The organism is Chryseobacterium carnipullorum (genome assembly GCF_900142785.1).
In the GTDB taxonomy this organism is placed as follows: Bacteria; Bacteroidota; Bacteroidia; order Flavobacteriales; family Weeksellaceae; genus Chryseobacterium; species Chryseobacterium carnipullorum.
Genome location: NZ_FRCD01000002.1, coordinates 277,320 through 294,633, shown reverse-complemented (window position 1 = coordinate 294,633; position 17,314 = coordinate 277,320). Strand labels below are relative to the sequence as shown.

Sequence of the window (17,314 nt, the reverse complement as noted above, 5' to 3'; positions counted from 1 at the left end):
AATTGATTCATTATACTTAAAAAACTTATTTATATTCTCCTCTCATATCCTGAAATGACCACTCGGCTAAAGCTCCGATCACAGGAACCAAACCTTCTCCTGCTTTGCTCAGTTTGTAGGTCACGTGAGGCGGAACAACAGGTTTTGCTGTTCTGATGACCAATCCGTCCGCTTCCAACTGTTTCAGATGCTGAATGAGAACTTTTTCAGTCACAGCCGGAATAGCGCGTTTAAGCTCACTGTATCTTTTGTCGCCATTGGAAAGCTGGTATAGGATAATCGGCTTCCAGTAGCCGCCTATTTTTTCCATGACATAGGTAACGGGGCACTTATCCAGTGCATATTTTTTGTTTTGCTGAATGGTAGAACTTTCTTTAATGGCTGTCATAATATCACCTACTTTAGGGTAAGTACTTGTATAAAAGTAAGTACAAATATACCTTTGTTATCAGAATAAAAAAATAATTATTATGAAAATTATCATCACAGGATCTTTAGGAAATGTAGCAAAACCTTTAACACAACAATTGGTTGCAGAAGGTCACGATATTACCGTTATCAGTAGTAACGAATCTAAGGTCAGTGAAATTGAATCCATCGGAGCTAAAGCAGCAATCGGATCTATCACAGACCTGGCTTTTTTAACTGCAACGTTTGAGGGAGCTGATGCTGTTTTTGCGATGACACCGCCTAATATGGGAGGAGTTCATATTGTTGAAAATACGGTTAATGCAGGTAAAAACTACGCAGAAGCGGCTCAAAGAAATCAGATAAAAAGACTGGTGATGCTGAGCAGTATCGGAGCTGAATCTCCGGTAGAAAATGGCCCTATCAAAGGACTTTACCATATTGAAAAATTGTACAATGATCTGGAGAACACTTCTGTAACTCTTTTGAGAGCCGGATATTTTTATTTCAATTTCTTTAATGATATTCCATTGATCAAAGGAGCCGGAATTATTGGAGGAAATTATCCTGAAAATGTAAGCATTCCACTGGTTCATCCAAATGATATTGCTAAGGCCGCTGCTGAAGAACTGGTAAAAAGTCCTGTTGGTAAAAATATCCGATATATGGTGAGTGATGTACGCAAAGCTTCTGATTTTGCAGGTACTTTCGGAGCAGCGATAGGAAAGCCGGAATTACCATGGGTAGAGTTTTCGGATGAAGATTCACTCAACGGAATGTTGCAGGCAGGTCTTCCACAGGAAATGGCTGAGCTGTATACTGAAATGGGACGAGGAATAAGAACAGGGGTTGTTCAGAAGGATTTCGCAGAGAATGGATCTGTAGTTGATGGTTCTGTAAAACTAGAGGAATTTGCGAAGGAGTTTTCTGCTCAATTTAATTCTTGATTTTTTTTGACTTTCACTTTGAATGTGATATAAAAAAGTTTCGGCGCACCTGCGGTGCGCCGAAACTTTAATTTTAAACGATTCTATCAGTTTTTTTGATATCAATCTTAGCTTCAATTTATCTTTTCTCCTTTAAAGTCTGTTTTAAAACTTTAAGTTTTCCATCGATAGGCTGCTCTATTTTCAATCCTAATATTTCGGCAACTAATGGATATACATTGACATTCGAGAATTCATCAACTACCACATTATTTTTAAATTCCGGACCCCAGGCAAAAAATGTAGCTTTCATTTCGGGTACGAGTCTGGCATTGTAGCCGTGTTTTCCAACGGATGTTTTCTTTCCTTTTTCTAAAAATATTTTTGGAGCTTTTGGAATGAGAAGAATCTGTCCTATTCTCTGGTATTGATCATCTTTGGTCCCGAAATGCAAATATCCAGGAAGTCTTTTATCTAAATAAACTTCATAATCATCTGTTTTTCCGGCTTTAAGTTCTTTATAAACGGATTTTACTTCTGCAGGATTCTTGACAACCACTCTTAATAAGGTCTGGGAATTATAAAAATCGAACCGGTCTTTATCAAAAAGTATTGCAGGTATATCTAGAGGAGCTCCTCCGTCTACTTTGATCATTCCGTGATCAGACACAAAAACAAAGTTGACGTTTTTCAATCCTAAACTATTGACTTTCTGAACCAGTTCACCAATAGCGTTATCTACTAAATGAACGGCATCTTCCGTTTCCCTGGCTTCCGGACCGAAGTGATGTCCGCTTCCGTCCACTTCGGGAAAGTACAATGAAATAAAGTGAGGTCTTTTATCCATCGGTAATTTCAGCCAGTCAATGACTTTATTGACTTTTTCGGAAGGAGTGAATTTCTCATGGTAAGGGTAATAGTAAGTCGGTCTTTTTCCTCCGGCATCACTTGCAGAACCTACCCACATCAGGGAGGCTGAAATCATTCCCTGCTTTTCGGCTAATCCCCAAAGAGGAACGCCGCCATACCAGCTTCCGTCTTCCGCATTCTTTCTATCGCTCATGGCATAGAATTCTTTTCTTTTGTAATCGTAGAAGAAATTATCAATCAATCCATGATGTGACGGATAAAGACCGGTAATCAAACTCCAGTGGTTGGGAAAAGTGATGCTTGGATAACTGGGAATCATTGCTTTAGCCTGAACACCTTCTCCGGAGAGCTTTAAAAGATTTTCAGCATTGTATTTTTTAGCATAATCATAACGGAAGCCGTCTGTAGAGATCATGATTACATAAGGTTTTGTCTGCGCATCAACACTGTTATAACGATTAGCAACCACAACCTGAGCAGTATCGACCGGTGATTTCTGCGCAAAAATTGTTAAAGAAAAAATAAGCAGTAAAAAATGCAGTCCTCGCTTCATTATAAAAATTTTTAGCAAAGTTAGGCTCTCAAAACCTCAGATGAAAGTTTAGTGGGTTAAAAAATTATTAAAACGAGTTTAGAATTTTTATAAACCAAACTCTACATTTTGTTTATTATTAGCCCTTCGTTCCTTTCCCTATCTGGTCTGATGTGTTAATATATTCGCTGGGAGTAATGCCTTCTATCTGCTTAAACACCCTGTTGAAAGTAGCCTGATTGGAAAATCCGGCTTCAGTGTAAATATACATTAAGGTTACTTTCTGCAGATTGCTTTCATCAATAAGCTTTTTCACATAGTTAATCCTGTGTACATTTAGGTAATTGCTAAAATTCAGGTACCCTTTAGAACGGATTATTTTGGAAAGATAATTATAGTTGATATCCAAAGAGGTGCTTAACATGGATATATTCAGATTGGCCTTTTTAAATAGTTTATCATTCCTCATCATCACTTCCAGCTGTTCAAACAATTTTTCCGCAGCCTCTTCATTAATCATAGGGGTTTCAACTGTTTTTTGCAGAACAGGTATTTTGACATCTTCCTCGTTGGCATTAATCAATTTTTCATCTTCAATATCAATCAGAACCTTGAGCTTATTTATTTTATTGCTGTAGATCAGTAACAATATGATGACAAGAAGATTAAAACCAAAAAGAAATACATCGGAGGCAACCACTTCCGTCCGGGAGTATCTTGGAAATTGAAGATCAAAATATTCATACACTAAAAAGCAAACAAGAATATTGAGAATTAAATAAATGGAATAAAGAATAGTCTCCCTTTTTTGAAAAAAAATATAGGCAACTAAAGGAAGCGGAAACAAAGAAACCACATTACCAATAGAATTACTCCAAAAAGTAAGCATAATATAAAAATTATACAATGGAGCCATAATCATATATCCATGAATTATGTGATCTGCTTTGTATTTTCCTCTGATCAGAATATAAGTATAAGAAAGAAGAAATAATCCTGCAGTAAGATAGATAACTATGGTAGGATTATAAATGAAAAATTGAAAAATAACAATATATAATACAAGTATACTGCACATAATAATGATGTACAGATGAATAAATTTTTTTTTTAGATTTTCGATTTCATTCAGAAAGAGATCCCTCATTTTTTAATCTATCAAGTAATTATTTTTCAATTATCACTGACATAAATATTTGGTTAACAAAAATATAAACACTTTAAGTTTATATTGAAAATCAACTCATGTACAATGATTTTGATTTGCTAAGGTATGTAATTTTGTAGAACGAAAAAACAAGTAATTCACTAATCCCTCAAACATTGAATATACCAGGTAGCTTTAGAGAAATATTAATCAGCATGGCATTGCTGATATTTCTTTTTGGTAATGCCCGGGAGAAGAATGATTCAAGGCATCATAAGAATAGACAAAAAAAAACAGAATCAATAAAAATTTTTATTTACGAAGAAACCAGCGTTTATGCAAGAAAATTTATTTACAATGCAAAATTTCCCGTTATAATAAAGAAAATCATCAAATCAAATTCTAAATTTTCAGCGCAAAAGAAAACAATTGCCACCAAGACTAAAGAAAAAACACAAACTAAAAATATAAACTATTATGATCATATAATTACTACTCATGGGTCTGATAAAAAAATACGAGTTAGTACCCATGAAAAATATCATTATATATCATTACCAAAACATCACTCACCTTATTTTACAATTCGTAAGACTGTAGTTTCCCAATTATACTTTTTAGTAAAACTACTGCCTTCCATCTATAATCATATTCTCATTGAGAACAGCAAAAATAAGGCTTTCAGTATCAGACCTCCCCCCAAAAAAAAATTCAATATATAAAGACAAGAAAAGAAGAGGGTAAAGTTGCTCTCAATAAAATAAATAAACCCTATTAAGATGAAAAATAAAACATTCTATCTGTTCTTGCTGCTATGCTTTTCTGCAAGAATTTTCAGTCAAGTTGGTATTAATACCACCTCACCTAATCCTAAATCTGCACTGGATGTTATTTCCAAAAACAATAATACGGGAGTACTAATTCCCCGTTTGACCACTGTAGAGAGAGATGCTATTGGTGCAGCATCCACAGAGGATGGTCTAACGATATACAACACCGATGAAAAATGTTACAACTATTACCAGTCAACGAATACAGCATGGTTAAGTTTATGTGGTACCTATCAGAAAGCGGTATACACAACAGACTGTACAAACATTAAGGTGTTCGGTACCTACACACAGGGAACATCTTTGAACACAAGCAATTATATAACGATGCCTATTACAGTGACAAAGGCAGGGACTTATAATATTGTTGCAAAAACCACTAACGGATATTATTTCGAGAAGTCCGGGGTCTTTCCCAACACAGGTACTTTTACCATTACTTTAGATGGTTCCGGTGCACCAAGTACAGGTCCTCAAACCAATACCCTTTCGTTTGTATATGATGGATTAACCGATACTGCATGTACCACTAAAACAGTAAGCGTTTTAGGCTCGCAGGTAAGTTATGGTATTAATTGCAACGGCGCTGTAGTCAATGGTACTTATAATAAAGGCGTGCAATTGGTATATGATGATAATACGGTTACTATTACTCTTTCTAATGTAGACACTTCAGGTACGGTAAGTATTAATTCTTCTACCAACAACGGTGTCAATTTTACGACTACAGAATCTATAAATCCAAGCAGCACCAATATTACCCTGCATGGTGTAGGAACCCCAACAAGCGCTGGTACTTATACGTATACATTTACTACCAATGGAGCTAATCCTCAGACATGTACATTTTCTGTAACTTTTGAAACCAATCTAGGTACTTTTGCCAATCCTGCCAATAGATGCCTTGAAATATATAATGATGGGAAGAGAACTGACGGCGAATATTTCATTAAAGGATCCGGAAGTGATGTCGTAAAAACTTATTGTGACATGACCAACGGTGGCTATACCTTAATACAATCCTACTCTGAAAAGGCTTTATTGACAGACAACGATAATGACTTGAGAAATAACCAAAATTTAAACTGGAATGGTAACAAAAATTATACAGCAGCAGTAGGTGCCAGCGGTATTGTTACCTACAGAAACTTTTTACTGCCCCTTGTAGTGAGACAACAGGTAAGAAGTAATACTACAGGTAACCTATACAGAGTACGTATTGTAGAAGATGCAGTCAATCTGAATACTAATGGTGATGCGTGGGCAAAAAACAACTACGCTGTATTTGATTTATCTACAGCTGGAAGCAATGATTTTATAGGTAATGTATGGACTTCAACACAGGTAAAAATAACATCAAAACTATTTGGTAAAAATTATAATACTACCGGAGTAACCAGCGGAAACTATGTGACTTTTGACGGACAATCCTGGAACTATGCAGAGACCTATAACATTGGTAACGCGAAAGTGATTAGTCATCAAAGCAATCCTCCAAATTATGCTTTCACGTATACCAATACAAACGGAAGCACTACATCAAGTAATTTAGTTGGCTTAGATGATATTTGGGGACCTTATTCTGACAGTACATTTAACCATCATATCGGTAAATGCAGACCCACTCTTAATGGAACTACAGGTATAGGGGATGATTATCAGGGTGTCGTAGAATGTAATGGAGGTTTGAATGTTATCTATAGAACACCTCACTCATTTAATGGTGGTGAAGGTCGCTATGTACAATGGTTTGTAAAATAAAATAGAATGGAAGACTGAATATCGCTTTTAAACATCATGAATCGTCTTCTAATCAAAAATTAATACTGAAGCCAGTTTATGATGTCTGGCTTCTTTAATTTGAAGCAAAACATAAATTCCTATATAAAATACCCTTCTGTCTCTTATACAATTTAAGCAATTTTCATAGACACAAAAAGATTCGGAAGGGTATTTACCTTTCATTAAAAAACTAATAATCAACTCATATATGAATTAGAGATCACAATTTTTATAACGAAGAACACAAATTATGGCCTTACTAGAAAATCTTTTCAGTTTTAGTATGATGGATATGCTTAAGTATATCCTTATATCGGGTACCTTTTATGTGATATGCTATATTCTCTACAAAAAATCACTGGCCTCCGCCAAAATACAGGAAAGAATTATTTCAAAGAAAGATATCAAAAGAGAAATTTATTATTCTTTACTATCTTCTGTCATCATGACCTTTATTATTGTATTAATTCTCAACACCCCACTTGTCAGGCATACTCTACTATATACCACCATTTCAGATTACTCTATTCTTTGGCTTATAGCAAGTATCCCTATTGGAATGTTCATTCACGACACCTATTTTTACTGGTTGCACCGCCTACTGCATCATAAAAAATTATTCAGACATATTCATCTTGTCCACCACCAGTCCAATAATCCTACTCCTTTTGCATCGTATTCCTTTCATATTCTTGAAGCGGTGGGTGAAGGCCTGATTCTCCCTCTCTTATTATTTATCATTCCGCTTCATCCTTTTGCTATTTACACATTTTTGTTATTTTCCTTTATCATTAATGTTTACGGACATCTGGGATACGAAATTGCTCCTCAATGGTTCAGAACCTCATTTTTATTTGGTATTCTGAATACTTCCGTCTATCATAATCTTCACCACAGTAAGTTCCACGGAAATTATGGATTGTATTTTAGGTTTTGGGACAGAATCATGGGTACTGAAAATCCAAAATATATTGAATGCTATGATGAAATTCAGAATAACAGATTTCCTCAATAATTATAGTTTCATTCATTTTTACAGGGTAGCATCATCAATACAATTTCACTTAACTATTAATTAATATAATCTCTATGAAGCAGAATAACAAAGAAAATTTCAAGCATATCCATATCGGAAAATACCTTCAGGCAAGAGTCGAGGATTTACAAATACCGTTAGATAGAATTAGTAATTTTTTAAATGTTACCGATGAGGAAATAGAATCTATGTACCAATCAGAAAGTATAGACAGTCATCAATTATTAAGATGGTGTAAATTATTGGAATATGATTTTTTCAGATTGTACTCCCAACACCTTATTTTGTATTCATCTCCTACAAAAAAGGATGCAACGGCTTCTGACAAAAAAACAAGTCATCATTTACCAGCCTTTAGAAAACATATCTATACCAAAGAAATTATAGATTTCATGTTGGAACTTATCAATACGGGACAAAAGACACGACAGGAAATCATTACCGAATACAGGATACCAAAGACTACTTTATATAAGTGGATTGCAAAACATACTGATACCAATTAAATATAGTAATGTAAAAAAAAGAAATGAATCCTCCTGATTATAATAGAATTTATCTTGACCTTATCAACAGAAAATTTCCAGACAGAAAAAAAGAACTCATTCCTATGCTTGACAAAGAAATCAAAAATTCTCTTGAACTTATTTCCTTTAATAATTTGATCTTTAATCATCAGGAAAAGGATATTATGGCTTTTAATCAGAAATTAAGATCTTATGATGAAGTAAGTATCAAAAAAATAATGGAATATCAGAAAATAAATAAGCTTAACAATCAACAGGTGGCCAACCAATTCAGAATCAGCAGAAATACGATTGCGAAATGGAAGAAATTATTTGCATAGCGTTGAAGAAATAGTTGATCTTCTGAAAAAATAAAGTTATTTCTCAATTTATTACAAAAAAATCTCTTACAGTGTAAGAGATTTTTCGTTTCAGATTGTTTATTATTCTTTAATCAGTTTTTCATACGTCAGACTGCCATCTTTTAAAGTAATCTCAAGATAGTAGCTTCCCGGTTTCAAATCGGAAACAGGGATCGCGTCTCCAGTGAGTTCCACAGATTTAACTTTTCTTCCCGTCGATTCATAAACATCTACAGATTTGATTTTATCTGCATTTTTAAATTGTACCCTGTCTGTAGCCGGATTGGGATATAGAATTACTTTCTTACTTTCAGCAACAGCCTCGCTTGTACCCAGTACTGCTCTTGTTAAAACGGCATATCCTCTATTGGAGGTTCCTCCCCCATGATAAGCCAAAGCTGTAGAGGATCCTTTAGCAAAGAAAATATTGATAGAGTTGGTATTATTTGTAAAAACAGTATCTCCGGTTCCTCCTGCAAGGGATCTTGTGGCCACAAGGGTTCGGATTCCTCCACTCGTCGTATTTGAGGTAATCGTCCAATCCTGTGAAGCATCTGCATTAGGCGGTTGTCCAATTCCTGCAAACGTATAATCAATATTGGTATTGGATGTCGAGTTTGAATTATAAATAAATCCGTCGACTCCTGTTACCATTCCTCCGGTTATCCCATTACCTCCAAAACCTATTCCCAAATAGGATGTATCCGGTCCGGTAAGCGTCATGGTGACTGTAGTAGGATTGGTATTCATCTTTATAGTCATACCGGCCGATAAACTGACCGTTCCCGTCGAAAACTGTGCCCATACGAGATTGGCAAGGGCTACACTAAGTACTAGTAAAACTTTTTTCATTTTAATTTTTTAAGAGGTTGATGATTTCTTTGTTATTGGTCTGTAATGCATATTCAAAAGGCGTCATTCCCATTGAATCTTTTTTGGATTGATCTGCTTTGTATTTAAGCAGCAATTCTATGAGCTCTTTGTTTCCGAACTTTACCGCCCAGAAGAGAGGCGTAGATCCGGTAGCATCCGCAATATTAGGATCGGCATTTTTACTTAATAAATAAGCAGTCAGATCCTTATTATATTTTACAGAAAGTCCTGCCAGAGCGGTTCCTTCCTGGCTTTTATAATTAATGTCTTTCACATGATCTATCAAAAATTTAGCGACTTCAGTATTTCCTCTGTAGCATGCGAGGATAAGAGGCGAAAAACCGCTTTCATTGGTTGTATTGATAATATCCGGATCCTGTTTCATAAGATTTTTCACTTCATCTACTGTTCCTGTTCTGGCAATTTCAAATATTGATTTTACTTTTTCCTGAGCTGAGATAGCAGAAAAACCAAGGAAAATACTTAGGATAATAATGATGTTTCTCATGGTTTTGCCATTACATAGTTGTACTGCACATTGACATTTTCAGCCACCTTTTTGCTTACCATTTTGGGGATCGTTACATTGTGATCTGCAGGTCTCGCCACAAATCCTCCCTGCATATAGACCTTCCCATCCTTGGCATAAATAGTTGCTGCAGAAGACACAGCTTTATCTACTCCATGAAAATTCAGAGTTCCCTGAACATTATATTTCTGTGGGGAAGCGGTAAGTTTTGTTTTATCAAAATTGACGATTTTTCCTTTAAAGGTAGTCTTAGGGTATTTTGCTGTTTCAGCATAGCTTTCATTGAAATGTTCTTCCATTAATTTGGTTTTAAAATGAAAGTTTTTCACCGCCGAAACGGATGCTATTTCTCCGTTGTCCGCATTCAGAACAACAATATTGTTATCATCCTTTGCATACACATCTTCGAATAGCGGCAGAGATGCCTCGAAGGTTACACTTCCTGTTTTTGAGCTGTATTTCTGCGCTGACACTACGCCTGTAAAAAACAGCACAGCGCTCATTACTATTAATCTTTTCATATCCAATATTTTTTAATTTTCAGTAAGACCATCGGCTTTCCACTTGATGAAAGTATTGATTTGGGTCTGAGATAAGGAACCGCCCTGTGGCATTTTGCCCGGATCTCCATTGGGCCTCTGGATTCTGTCGATAATTCCGTCTATGTTATTCTTCACGTCTGTGTAGGTAGCTAAGGGCTTAAAACTTCCGGCAGAATGACAGTTGATGCAACTGTTATCCACAATAGCTTTCACCTCAGCATTGTATCTTACAGGCGTTGTAATGGGAGTATTATCAGAAATTTCCTCATAGGTCCTGCTGTCACAAGCGGTAAATAGCGCAGCTGATGACAATATGTATAGTATCTTCTTCATTTTAAAAAACTCTGTAAAGGTTAAACCCAAAGAATATCTGTCCTTTTCCCCACTTCCCTACTGCATTGGAGAGATAGCCGATATCTGAATTGATCTGGGAATTGGAGAATAAAAGCTGAAACACATGTCCCCCGGTTTCTATATCCATCCCTAAGGACAAAGGATTTTTATAGAAACTGTGATTATCAAAATTCACAAAATATTCTGCGTTGATAGAAATTCTTTTGGAAATTTTATAGCGGCCGCCTAATCCGGCCAGAAATTGATTTTTATCTTCAAGCGCCGGATCATACAAATTTTTATGGATGAAAGAAGGACTCAGCTGTAACGAAAACTTATCATTGAATCTTCTTGAAATTAAAGCCTGGGTAAGATAGGCCAGCCGGTCACCGAATTTAAGATAAGGATAGTTGTCCTTGTCAAGATCTGTATTTAATGCCATGACATTGTAGCCCACAATGTCTGCCGGAAAATTTTCAGTTTGCTTTACCAGTTTATACTTGACCGCGCCCTCGAATGTTTTCATATTCGTTTCCCGGGAAAGGCTCACTGATACGGCATCTGTAAGGCCATAGATGACTCCCAGTTTGGTGGAAGCGTCATCAAGACCGAAAAAGTTTTTGAATCCGGTGCTTATATCTCCGAAACGGTGGGCTACCACAATATACCATTCATTTTTAGCAGAAAGCTTTGTGGACTGTCCGGTGACAATTTGCAGCGCTTTAAAGGCCGGCTGAGAAATTTCTGTCGTTGTTTTGAGTGTGTCAATATCTTTGAGCAGGTCTTCCTGTGCTGAGACAAGACCTGAAGCCAATACCGACAAAAATAAGAGAGCTTTTGTCATATACAATTTGAATTAAATTATGATATGACAAACTTATCGAGTTATGAAGTCAAAAGTATGTGATAAAAGTCACCGAATAAATTGTTTTTATCAATAATAAAGATAAAATCATTAAAACATCATATATTAGACTGATCTAACATTTTCATTTACAGGGATTTTAATCCCTTCTTTGGTCTGCAAAATTTCACCTTCATTTTCTATTTTCTTCAAAACTCTGCTTACGACTTCTCTTGAAGTCCCCAAATTACTGGCGATCTCGCGGTGTGTAATCTTCAGTGGATTGTTTCCTGTCGCTGAAATCTGTTGTTTGATGTAGTTCAGAACTCTTTTATCAAGTCTGTGGAAGACGGCATCATTGACCATATTCATGACATCTGAAAAGCGTTTGTCATATTCATGATAAAATACTTTGTTGATTTCCGGAAATCGGATCAGCCATTCATGGATAACGGAAACAGGAATCAGGATCACTTCAGACTCTTCTTCGGCAACAGCATATACTCTGCTTGTATAATCTGTAAAAATAGAGGAGAAGGTCATCAGACAGCTGTCATTAGGCTTTATATAATAATAGATCAATTCTCTTCCATCATTAAGGGTAAACACCTTGATTGAACCTTTGATCAAAAAAGGAACATACTTATTTTTCTGTCCTTCCCTGATAATTTCTGTTTTTGCTTTTATATCGGTGATAACTGCATTTGCATGCATCTCATTTAAGAAGTCCTCACCCAAGAAACTGAATTTCTCAAGAATAAATTGATTATTAATCATATCTGCCATGTCATTTTCAAAACAAATATATAAAATTGAAGTATTCAAATGTTATAAAAATAATATTCTTTCATTATCACTGTTAAAAATTCAACAATTGATTCATTCATCAGAATATTTTAAATATAAATTAATATTTTACCTTTAAAATATTCAATAAAACAAGATGATATATATTTTTGCGATGATGATTCATTTTCCCTTTCGTTTTTTTGGAATGATAGAATAGATAAGTTAAAATTGGGGATGAAATAAAAAATGCCCCGGCAAAACCGGGGCATTCTTATGTATTGTAAGAAAAATCTTATGCTTGTACGTTGTTTCCTCCTAATACGAAAGGCTCAACTTCTTTGATTTCTCCGAACTGCTGCTCATAGTTAGCAATGTTCTGTTGAAGAGCAGATAATACTCTTTTAGCGTGAAGTGGAGCAAGAATGATTCTTGATCTTACTTTAGCTTGTTGAACACCCGGCATTAACTGGATGAAATCTACTACGAACTCAGATGGAGAGTGGTTTACCAATGCTAAGTTAGCATATACCCCAGCAGCTACCATTTCGTTCAATTCGATGTTGATGTTTCCGTCTTGTGGATTTTGATTGTTGTCCATTGTTATAAAATATGTTTTTAAAATTCGAAATTTGAGATGGTGAAAATATAAAAATAAATCCAAACCTCAAATTTCAAATCATTAATTTTAGTTAAGGTCTTCGAATTCTTTCTTAGAACCTACAATTACATTCTGATACTCTTTAAGACCTGTACCTGCAGGGATTCTGTGCCCTACAATTACATTTTCTTTAAGACCACTTAAGAAGTCTACTTTACCAGCTACTGCTGCTTCGTTCAGAACTTTGGTTGTTTCCTGGAATGATGCTGCAGACATGAATGATTTAGTCTGAAGAGCTGCTCTTGTAATCCCCTGAAGTACAGGCGTTGCTGTAGCAGGTAAAGCTTCTCTTACTTCAACTAAAGCCTGATCTTCACGCTTCAATTTAGAGTTTTCGTCTCTTAATTCTCTTGCCGTAATCATCTGACCTGGCTTGAATTCTTTAGAATCACCAGCGTCAGTAACAACTTTAAGTCCGAATACTCTGTTGTTTTCTTCCAGGAAGTCGAATTTATGCTCTAATGCTCCTTCAAGGAACTGAGTATCACCTCCATCTACGATAGATACTTTTGTCATCATCTGTCTTACGATGATTTCGAAGTGCTTATCGTCGATTTTTACCCCCTGAAGACGGTAAACTTCCTGAATTTCATTAACAAGATATTCCTGAACTGCAGTTGGACCTTTAATTCTTAAGATATCGTCCGGTGTAATAGAACCGTCAGAAAGTGGAGAACCTGCTCTTACGAAGTCATTCTCCTGAACAAGAATCTGGTTGGAAAGTTTTACCAGATAAATCTTTCTTTCACCAGTTTTAGCCTCAACAATAAGTTCACGGTTACCTCTCTTGATTTTTCCGTAAGAAACTACCCCGTCGATTTCAGTAACAACCGCTGGGTTTGAAGGGTTTCTCGCTTCGAATAATTCGGTAACTCTCGGAAGACCTCCGGTGATATCCCCTGCTTTTGCAGATTTTCTTGGGATCTTGATCAAGACTTTACCAGCCTTAATTTTTTCACCATCGTTTACCATTAAGTGGGCTCCTACCGGTAAGTTGTACCCTTTCTGTTCAACTCCTTTAGAATCTACCACCTTCAAGGTAGGTACGGCTTTCTTATTTCTGGATTCAGAGATTACTTTCTCTTCAAATCCTGTTTGTTCATCTATTTCAAGCTGGAATGAAATACCCTGGATGATATCCTCGTATTCTACTTTACCAGCAGTTTCAGCAATAATTACCGCGTTGTACGGATCCCATTTTGCAATCAGATCACCTTTCTTCACTTTATCACCAGACTTCACTACCAACTGAGAACCGTAAGGTACGTTGGCAATCATCATTGGTGTTCTTTGTTCGTTATCGGTAACCAATCTAAATTCTGTTGTACGTGAAACTACTACTTCTGCAGTATTACCGTTTTCATCTTCAGAAGTAATGGTTCTTACTTCGTCCAATTCTACGATACCGTCTCTTCTTGCAACAATAGATGGATTTTCTGAAACGTTCGTGGATACCCCCCCTTGGTGGAAAGTTCTCAACGTAAGCTGAGTACCTGGTTCCCCAATTGACTGTGCTCCAATAACCCCTACTGCTTCACCCATGTGGATCATCTTACCGGTTGCCAGGTTTCTACCATAACATTTAGCACAGATTCCTTTTTTAGTTTCACAAGTAAGTGGAGAACGAACCTCAACAAACTCTAATCCTGCCGCTTCGATTCTCTTGGCTAGTACTTCATTAATTACCTGATCTGCTTCAGCGATTAACTCGTCTGATTCAGGATCATAGATGTTATGAAGAGAAACTCTACCTAAGATTCTTTCAGAGATCTTTTCAACGATCTCGTCATTTTTCTTAAGGGCAGTTACTTCAGTACCTCTTAGGGTACCACAGTCGTCCTCAGTAACGATAACGTCCTGAGCCACGTCTACCAGTCTTCTTGTAAGGTAACCAGCATCGGCTGTTTTAAGAGCGGTATCTGCAAGACCTTTACGTGCACCGTGAGTAGAGATAAAGTACTCAAGGATCGAAAGACCTTCCTTAAAGTTCGCAAGAATCGGGTTTTCGATAATTTCCGCACCGGTAGAACCAGCTTTCTGCGGTTTTGCCATCAAACCTCTCATCCCTGATAACTGACGGATCTGTTCTTTAGAACCCCTCGCACCAGAATCAAGCATCATATATACAGAGTTGAATCCACCTTGATCGGTTTTCATTCTACCCATGATCATTTCAGTTAATCCGGCGTTGGTGTTGGTCCAAACGTCGATTACCTGGTTATAACGTTCTGTATCGGTAATCAGACCCATGTTATAGTTGGCTCTAATTTCGTCTACTGTTTCAATGGACTGAGCAATCATTTTCTTCTTCTCAACAGGAACAACGATGTCACCTAGTGAGAATGAAAGACCTCCTTTGAATGCATTTGAATACCCTAAGTCTTTCATTGCATCCAGGAACTTCACTGTTGTAGGGAAATCCGTATCAGCTAAAACTCTACCAATAATGTTTCTCAGTGATTTCTTCGTCAATAGTTCATTAACGTATCCTGATTGTTTTGGTACAATTTGGTTGAATAGAATTCTACCTAAAGAAGTTTCGATCAATTTTGTTTTGATTTCACCATCTTCTTTAACAGGTAGTCTACATCTTACTTTAGCATTCAGAGAAACTCTTCCTTCTGCATAAGCGATTTCCGCTTCTTCAGGAGAATAGAATGCAAGGCCTTCCCCTTTCACTTTCATATCTTCTGTAGAGCTCAATTCTTTGGTCATGAAATAAAGACCAAGAACCATGTCCTGAGAAGGTACCGTAATTGGAGAACCGTTTGCCGGGTTCAAGATGTTTTGAGAACCAAGCATCAATAACTGAGCTTCAAGGATCGCTTCAGGACCTAATGGTAAGTGTACCGCCATCTGGTCACCATCGAAATCGGCGTTGAATGCTGTTGTTACCAACGGGTGAAGCTGAATTGCTTTTCCTTCGATCATCTTAGGCTGGAATGCCTGAATACCCAGTCTGTGAAGGGTAGGTGCTCTGTTCAGTAGAACAGGGTGACCTTTCATCACGTTTTCAAGGATATCATATACTACAGGCTCTTTTCTGTCGATGATTCTCTTTGCAGATTTCACAGTTTTTACAATTCCTCTTTCAATCAGTTTTCTGATGATAAACGGTTTGTAAAGTTCTGCTGCCATATCTTTAGGAATACCACATTCGTGAAGCTGTAAGTTTGGACCTACAACAATTACGGAACGCGCAGAGTAGTCAACCCTTTTCCCTAGTAAGTTCTGACGGAAACGACCTTGTTTACCTTTCAATGAATCAGAAAGTGATTTCAATGGTCTGTTTGATTCAGATTTTACAGCAGAAGATTTTCTTGTATTATCGAATAATGAATCTACTGATTCCTGAAGCATACGCTTCTCGTTTCTCAAGATTACTTCCGGAGCTTTGATCTCCAATAGTCTTTTCAGACGGTTGTTTCTGATAATAACTCTTCTGTAAAGGTCATTTAAGTCAGAAGTTGCGAAACGTCCTCCATCCAATGGAACCAATGGTCTTAGTTCTGGTGGTATCACAGGAAGTACACGCATAATCATCCACTCCGGTCTGTTGATCATTCTTGTATTAGCACCTCTTAATGCTTCTACAACGTTCAATCTTTTAAGAGCTTCAGTTCTTCTTTGCTTGGAACCTTCGTTGTGAGCTTTGTGTCTCAAGTCGAAAGACAATGCATCAAGATTGATCCTTTTCAGAAGATCTTCAACCGCTTCAGCCCCCATTCTGGCGATGAATTTGTTGGGATCAGAATCATCAAGATACTGGTTTTCCACAGGAAGAGTGTCCATGATGTCAAGGTACTCTTCTTCTGTAAGGAACTCCATGTTATCGAAATCAGAACCGTCTAATTTTTTAGCAATACCTTGCTGAATCACTACATATCTTTCGTAGTAGATGATCATGTCTAATTTCTTAGAAGGAATTCCTAAAAGGTAACCGATTTTGTTTGGTAAAGAACGGAAATACCAGATGTGAGCGATAGGCACAACAAGGTTGATGTGTCCGATTCTCTCTCTTCTTACTTTTTTCTCTGTAACTTCTACCCCACAACGGTCACAAACGATCCCTTTGTAACGAATTCTCTTGTATTTACCACAAGCACATTCGTAATCCTTTACAGGACCAAAGATCTTTTCACAGAACAACCCGTCTCTTTCAGGTTTGTGCGTTCTGTAGTTAATAGTTTCCGGCTTAAGTACTTCCCCTCTTGATTCCTGAAGAATCGATTCCGGTGAAGCTAAACCGATGGTTATTTTATTAAATCTACTTGATTTATTTTTATTTGACATAATTTAATTTTTGATTAAAAGATTAAAAGATTGAAAGATTTAAAATACTTTCGC

General features: G+C 36.6%; 17 protein-coding genes. 6 read left to right on the top strand and 11 right to left on the bottom strand.

The features are described 5' to 3' along the window. Positions 1 to 25: 25 nt before the first annotated feature. A complete protein-coding gene (locus BUC06_RS03480) occupies positions 26 to 388 on the bottom strand; it encodes a winged helix-turn-helix transcriptional regulator (protein WP_073329759.1) in 363 nt (120 codons plus the stop codon). A gap of 82 nt (positions 389 to 470) precedes the next feature. Here BUC06_RS03480 and BUC06_RS03475 point away from each other — a divergent pair, with 82 nt between their 5' ends. Next, complete coding sequence (locus BUC06_RS03475) at positions 471 to 1,355, top strand: NAD(P)H-binding protein (RefSeq protein WP_073329756.1); 885 nt, start codon at positions 471 to 473, stop codon at positions 1,353 to 1,355. 118 nt (positions 1,356 to 1,473) lie between these two features. Here BUC06_RS03475 and BUC06_RS03470 read toward each other — a convergent pair whose 3' ends face one another. After that, a complete protein-coding gene (locus tag BUC06_RS03470; RefSeq protein WP_073329753.1) occupies positions 1,474 to 2,757 on the bottom strand; it encodes an alkaline phosphatase family protein in 1,284 nt (427 codons plus the stop codon). A gap of 118 nt (positions 2,758 to 2,875) precedes the next feature. Next, on the bottom strand, positions 2,876 to 3,814 hold the full coding sequence (locus BUC06_RS03465) for a helix-turn-helix domain-containing protein (RefSeq protein WP_167367398.1): 939 nt from the start codon (positions 3,812 to 3,814) through the stop codon (positions 2,876 to 2,878). Between the two features lie 284 nt (positions 3,815 to 4,098). Between BUC06_RS03465 and BUC06_RS03460 the strand changes: the two genes are divergently transcribed. The 5 genes from BUC06_RS03460 (at position 4,099) to BUC06_RS03440 (ending at position 8,378) form a co-directional block, all read left to right on the top strand. After that, complete coding sequence (locus BUC06_RS03460) at positions 4,099 to 4,605, top strand: hypothetical protein (RefSeq protein WP_073329747.1); 507 nt, start codon at positions 4,099 to 4,101, stop codon at positions 4,603 to 4,605. Between the two features lie 57 nt (positions 4,606 to 4,662). After that, positions 4,663 to 6,474, top strand: a complete 1,812-nt coding sequence (locus tag BUC06_RS03455) for a hypothetical protein (protein WP_073329743.1) — start codon at positions 4,663 to 4,665, stop codon at positions 6,472 to 6,474. Positions 6,475 to 6,745: 271 nt separating this feature from the next. Then, a complete protein-coding gene (locus BUC06_RS03450) occupies positions 6,746 to 7,510 on the top strand; it encodes a sterol desaturase family protein (protein WP_073329740.1) in 765 nt (254 codons plus the stop codon). Between the two features lie 74 nt (positions 7,511 to 7,584). Next, positions 7,585 to 8,037: a transposase gene (locus BUC06_RS03445; protein ID WP_073329737.1), complete on the top strand. Its 453-nt coding sequence runs from the start codon at positions 7,585 to 7,587 to the stop codon at positions 8,035 to 8,037. A 23-nt stretch (positions 8,038 to 8,060) separates the two neighbouring features. After that, positions 8,061 to 8,378, top strand: a complete 318-nt coding sequence (locus BUC06_RS03440) for a hypothetical protein (RefSeq protein ID WP_073329734.1) — start codon at positions 8,061 to 8,063, stop codon at positions 8,376 to 8,378. Between the two features lie 102 nt (positions 8,379 to 8,480). Here the strand turns inward: BUC06_RS03440 and BUC06_RS03435 are convergent, their stop codons facing one another. The 8 genes from BUC06_RS03435 to rpoC form a co-directional block, all read right to left on the bottom strand. Then, positions 8,481 to 9,251 carry a T9SS type A sorting domain-containing protein gene (locus BUC06_RS03435; protein ID WP_073329731.1) on the bottom strand — a complete coding sequence of 257 codons (771 nt, stop codon included), beginning with the start codon at positions 9,249 to 9,251 and terminating at the stop codon, positions 8,481 to 8,483. Position 9,252: 1 nt separating this feature from the next. Further along, positions 9,253 to 9,780 (bottom strand): ankyrin repeat domain-containing protein, encoded by a 528-nt coding sequence (locus tag BUC06_RS03430; protein WP_073329729.1) that lies wholly within the window; start codon positions 9,778 to 9,780, stop codon positions 9,253 to 9,255. Beyond that, a complete protein-coding gene (locus tag BUC06_RS03425; protein WP_073329727.1) occupies positions 9,777 to 10,322 on the bottom strand; it encodes a YceI family protein in 546 nt (181 codons plus the stop codon). The genes BUC06_RS03430 and BUC06_RS03425 overlap by 4 nt, the downstream gene beginning before the upstream one ends. A gap of 12 nt (positions 10,323 to 10,334) precedes the next feature. After that, positions 10,335 to 10,676 carry a c-type cytochrome gene (locus BUC06_RS03420; protein WP_073329725.1) on the bottom strand — a complete coding sequence of 114 codons (342 nt, stop codon included), beginning with the start codon at positions 10,674 to 10,676 and terminating at the stop codon, positions 10,335 to 10,337. 1 nt (position 10,677) lies between these two features. Next, positions 10,678 to 11,520 carry a DUF5777 family beta-barrel protein gene (locus tag BUC06_RS03415; RefSeq protein ID WP_073329722.1) on the bottom strand — a complete coding sequence of 281 codons (843 nt, stop codon included), beginning with the start codon at positions 11,518 to 11,520 and terminating at the stop codon, positions 10,678 to 10,680. Between the two features lie 126 nt (positions 11,521 to 11,646). Further along, positions 11,647 to 12,306, bottom strand: a complete 660-nt coding sequence (locus BUC06_RS03410) for a Crp/Fnr family transcriptional regulator (RefSeq protein WP_228423609.1) — start codon at positions 12,304 to 12,306, stop codon at positions 11,647 to 11,649. 295 nt (positions 12,307 to 12,601) lie between these two features. Beyond that, positions 12,602 to 12,907, bottom strand: coding sequence for a DUF3467 domain-containing protein (locus BUC06_RS03405; RefSeq protein WP_034723398.1), 306 nt, complete (start codon positions 12,905 to 12,907; stop codon positions 12,602 to 12,604). 87 nt (positions 12,908 to 12,994) lie between these two features. Further along, positions 12,995 to 17,260: a DNA-directed RNA polymerase subunit beta' gene (gene rpoC, locus BUC06_RS03400; RefSeq protein ID WP_073329719.1), complete on the bottom strand. Its 4,266-nt coding sequence runs from the start codon at positions 17,258 to 17,260 to the stop codon at positions 12,995 to 12,997. Positions 17,261 to 17,314: the final 54 nt, after the last annotated feature.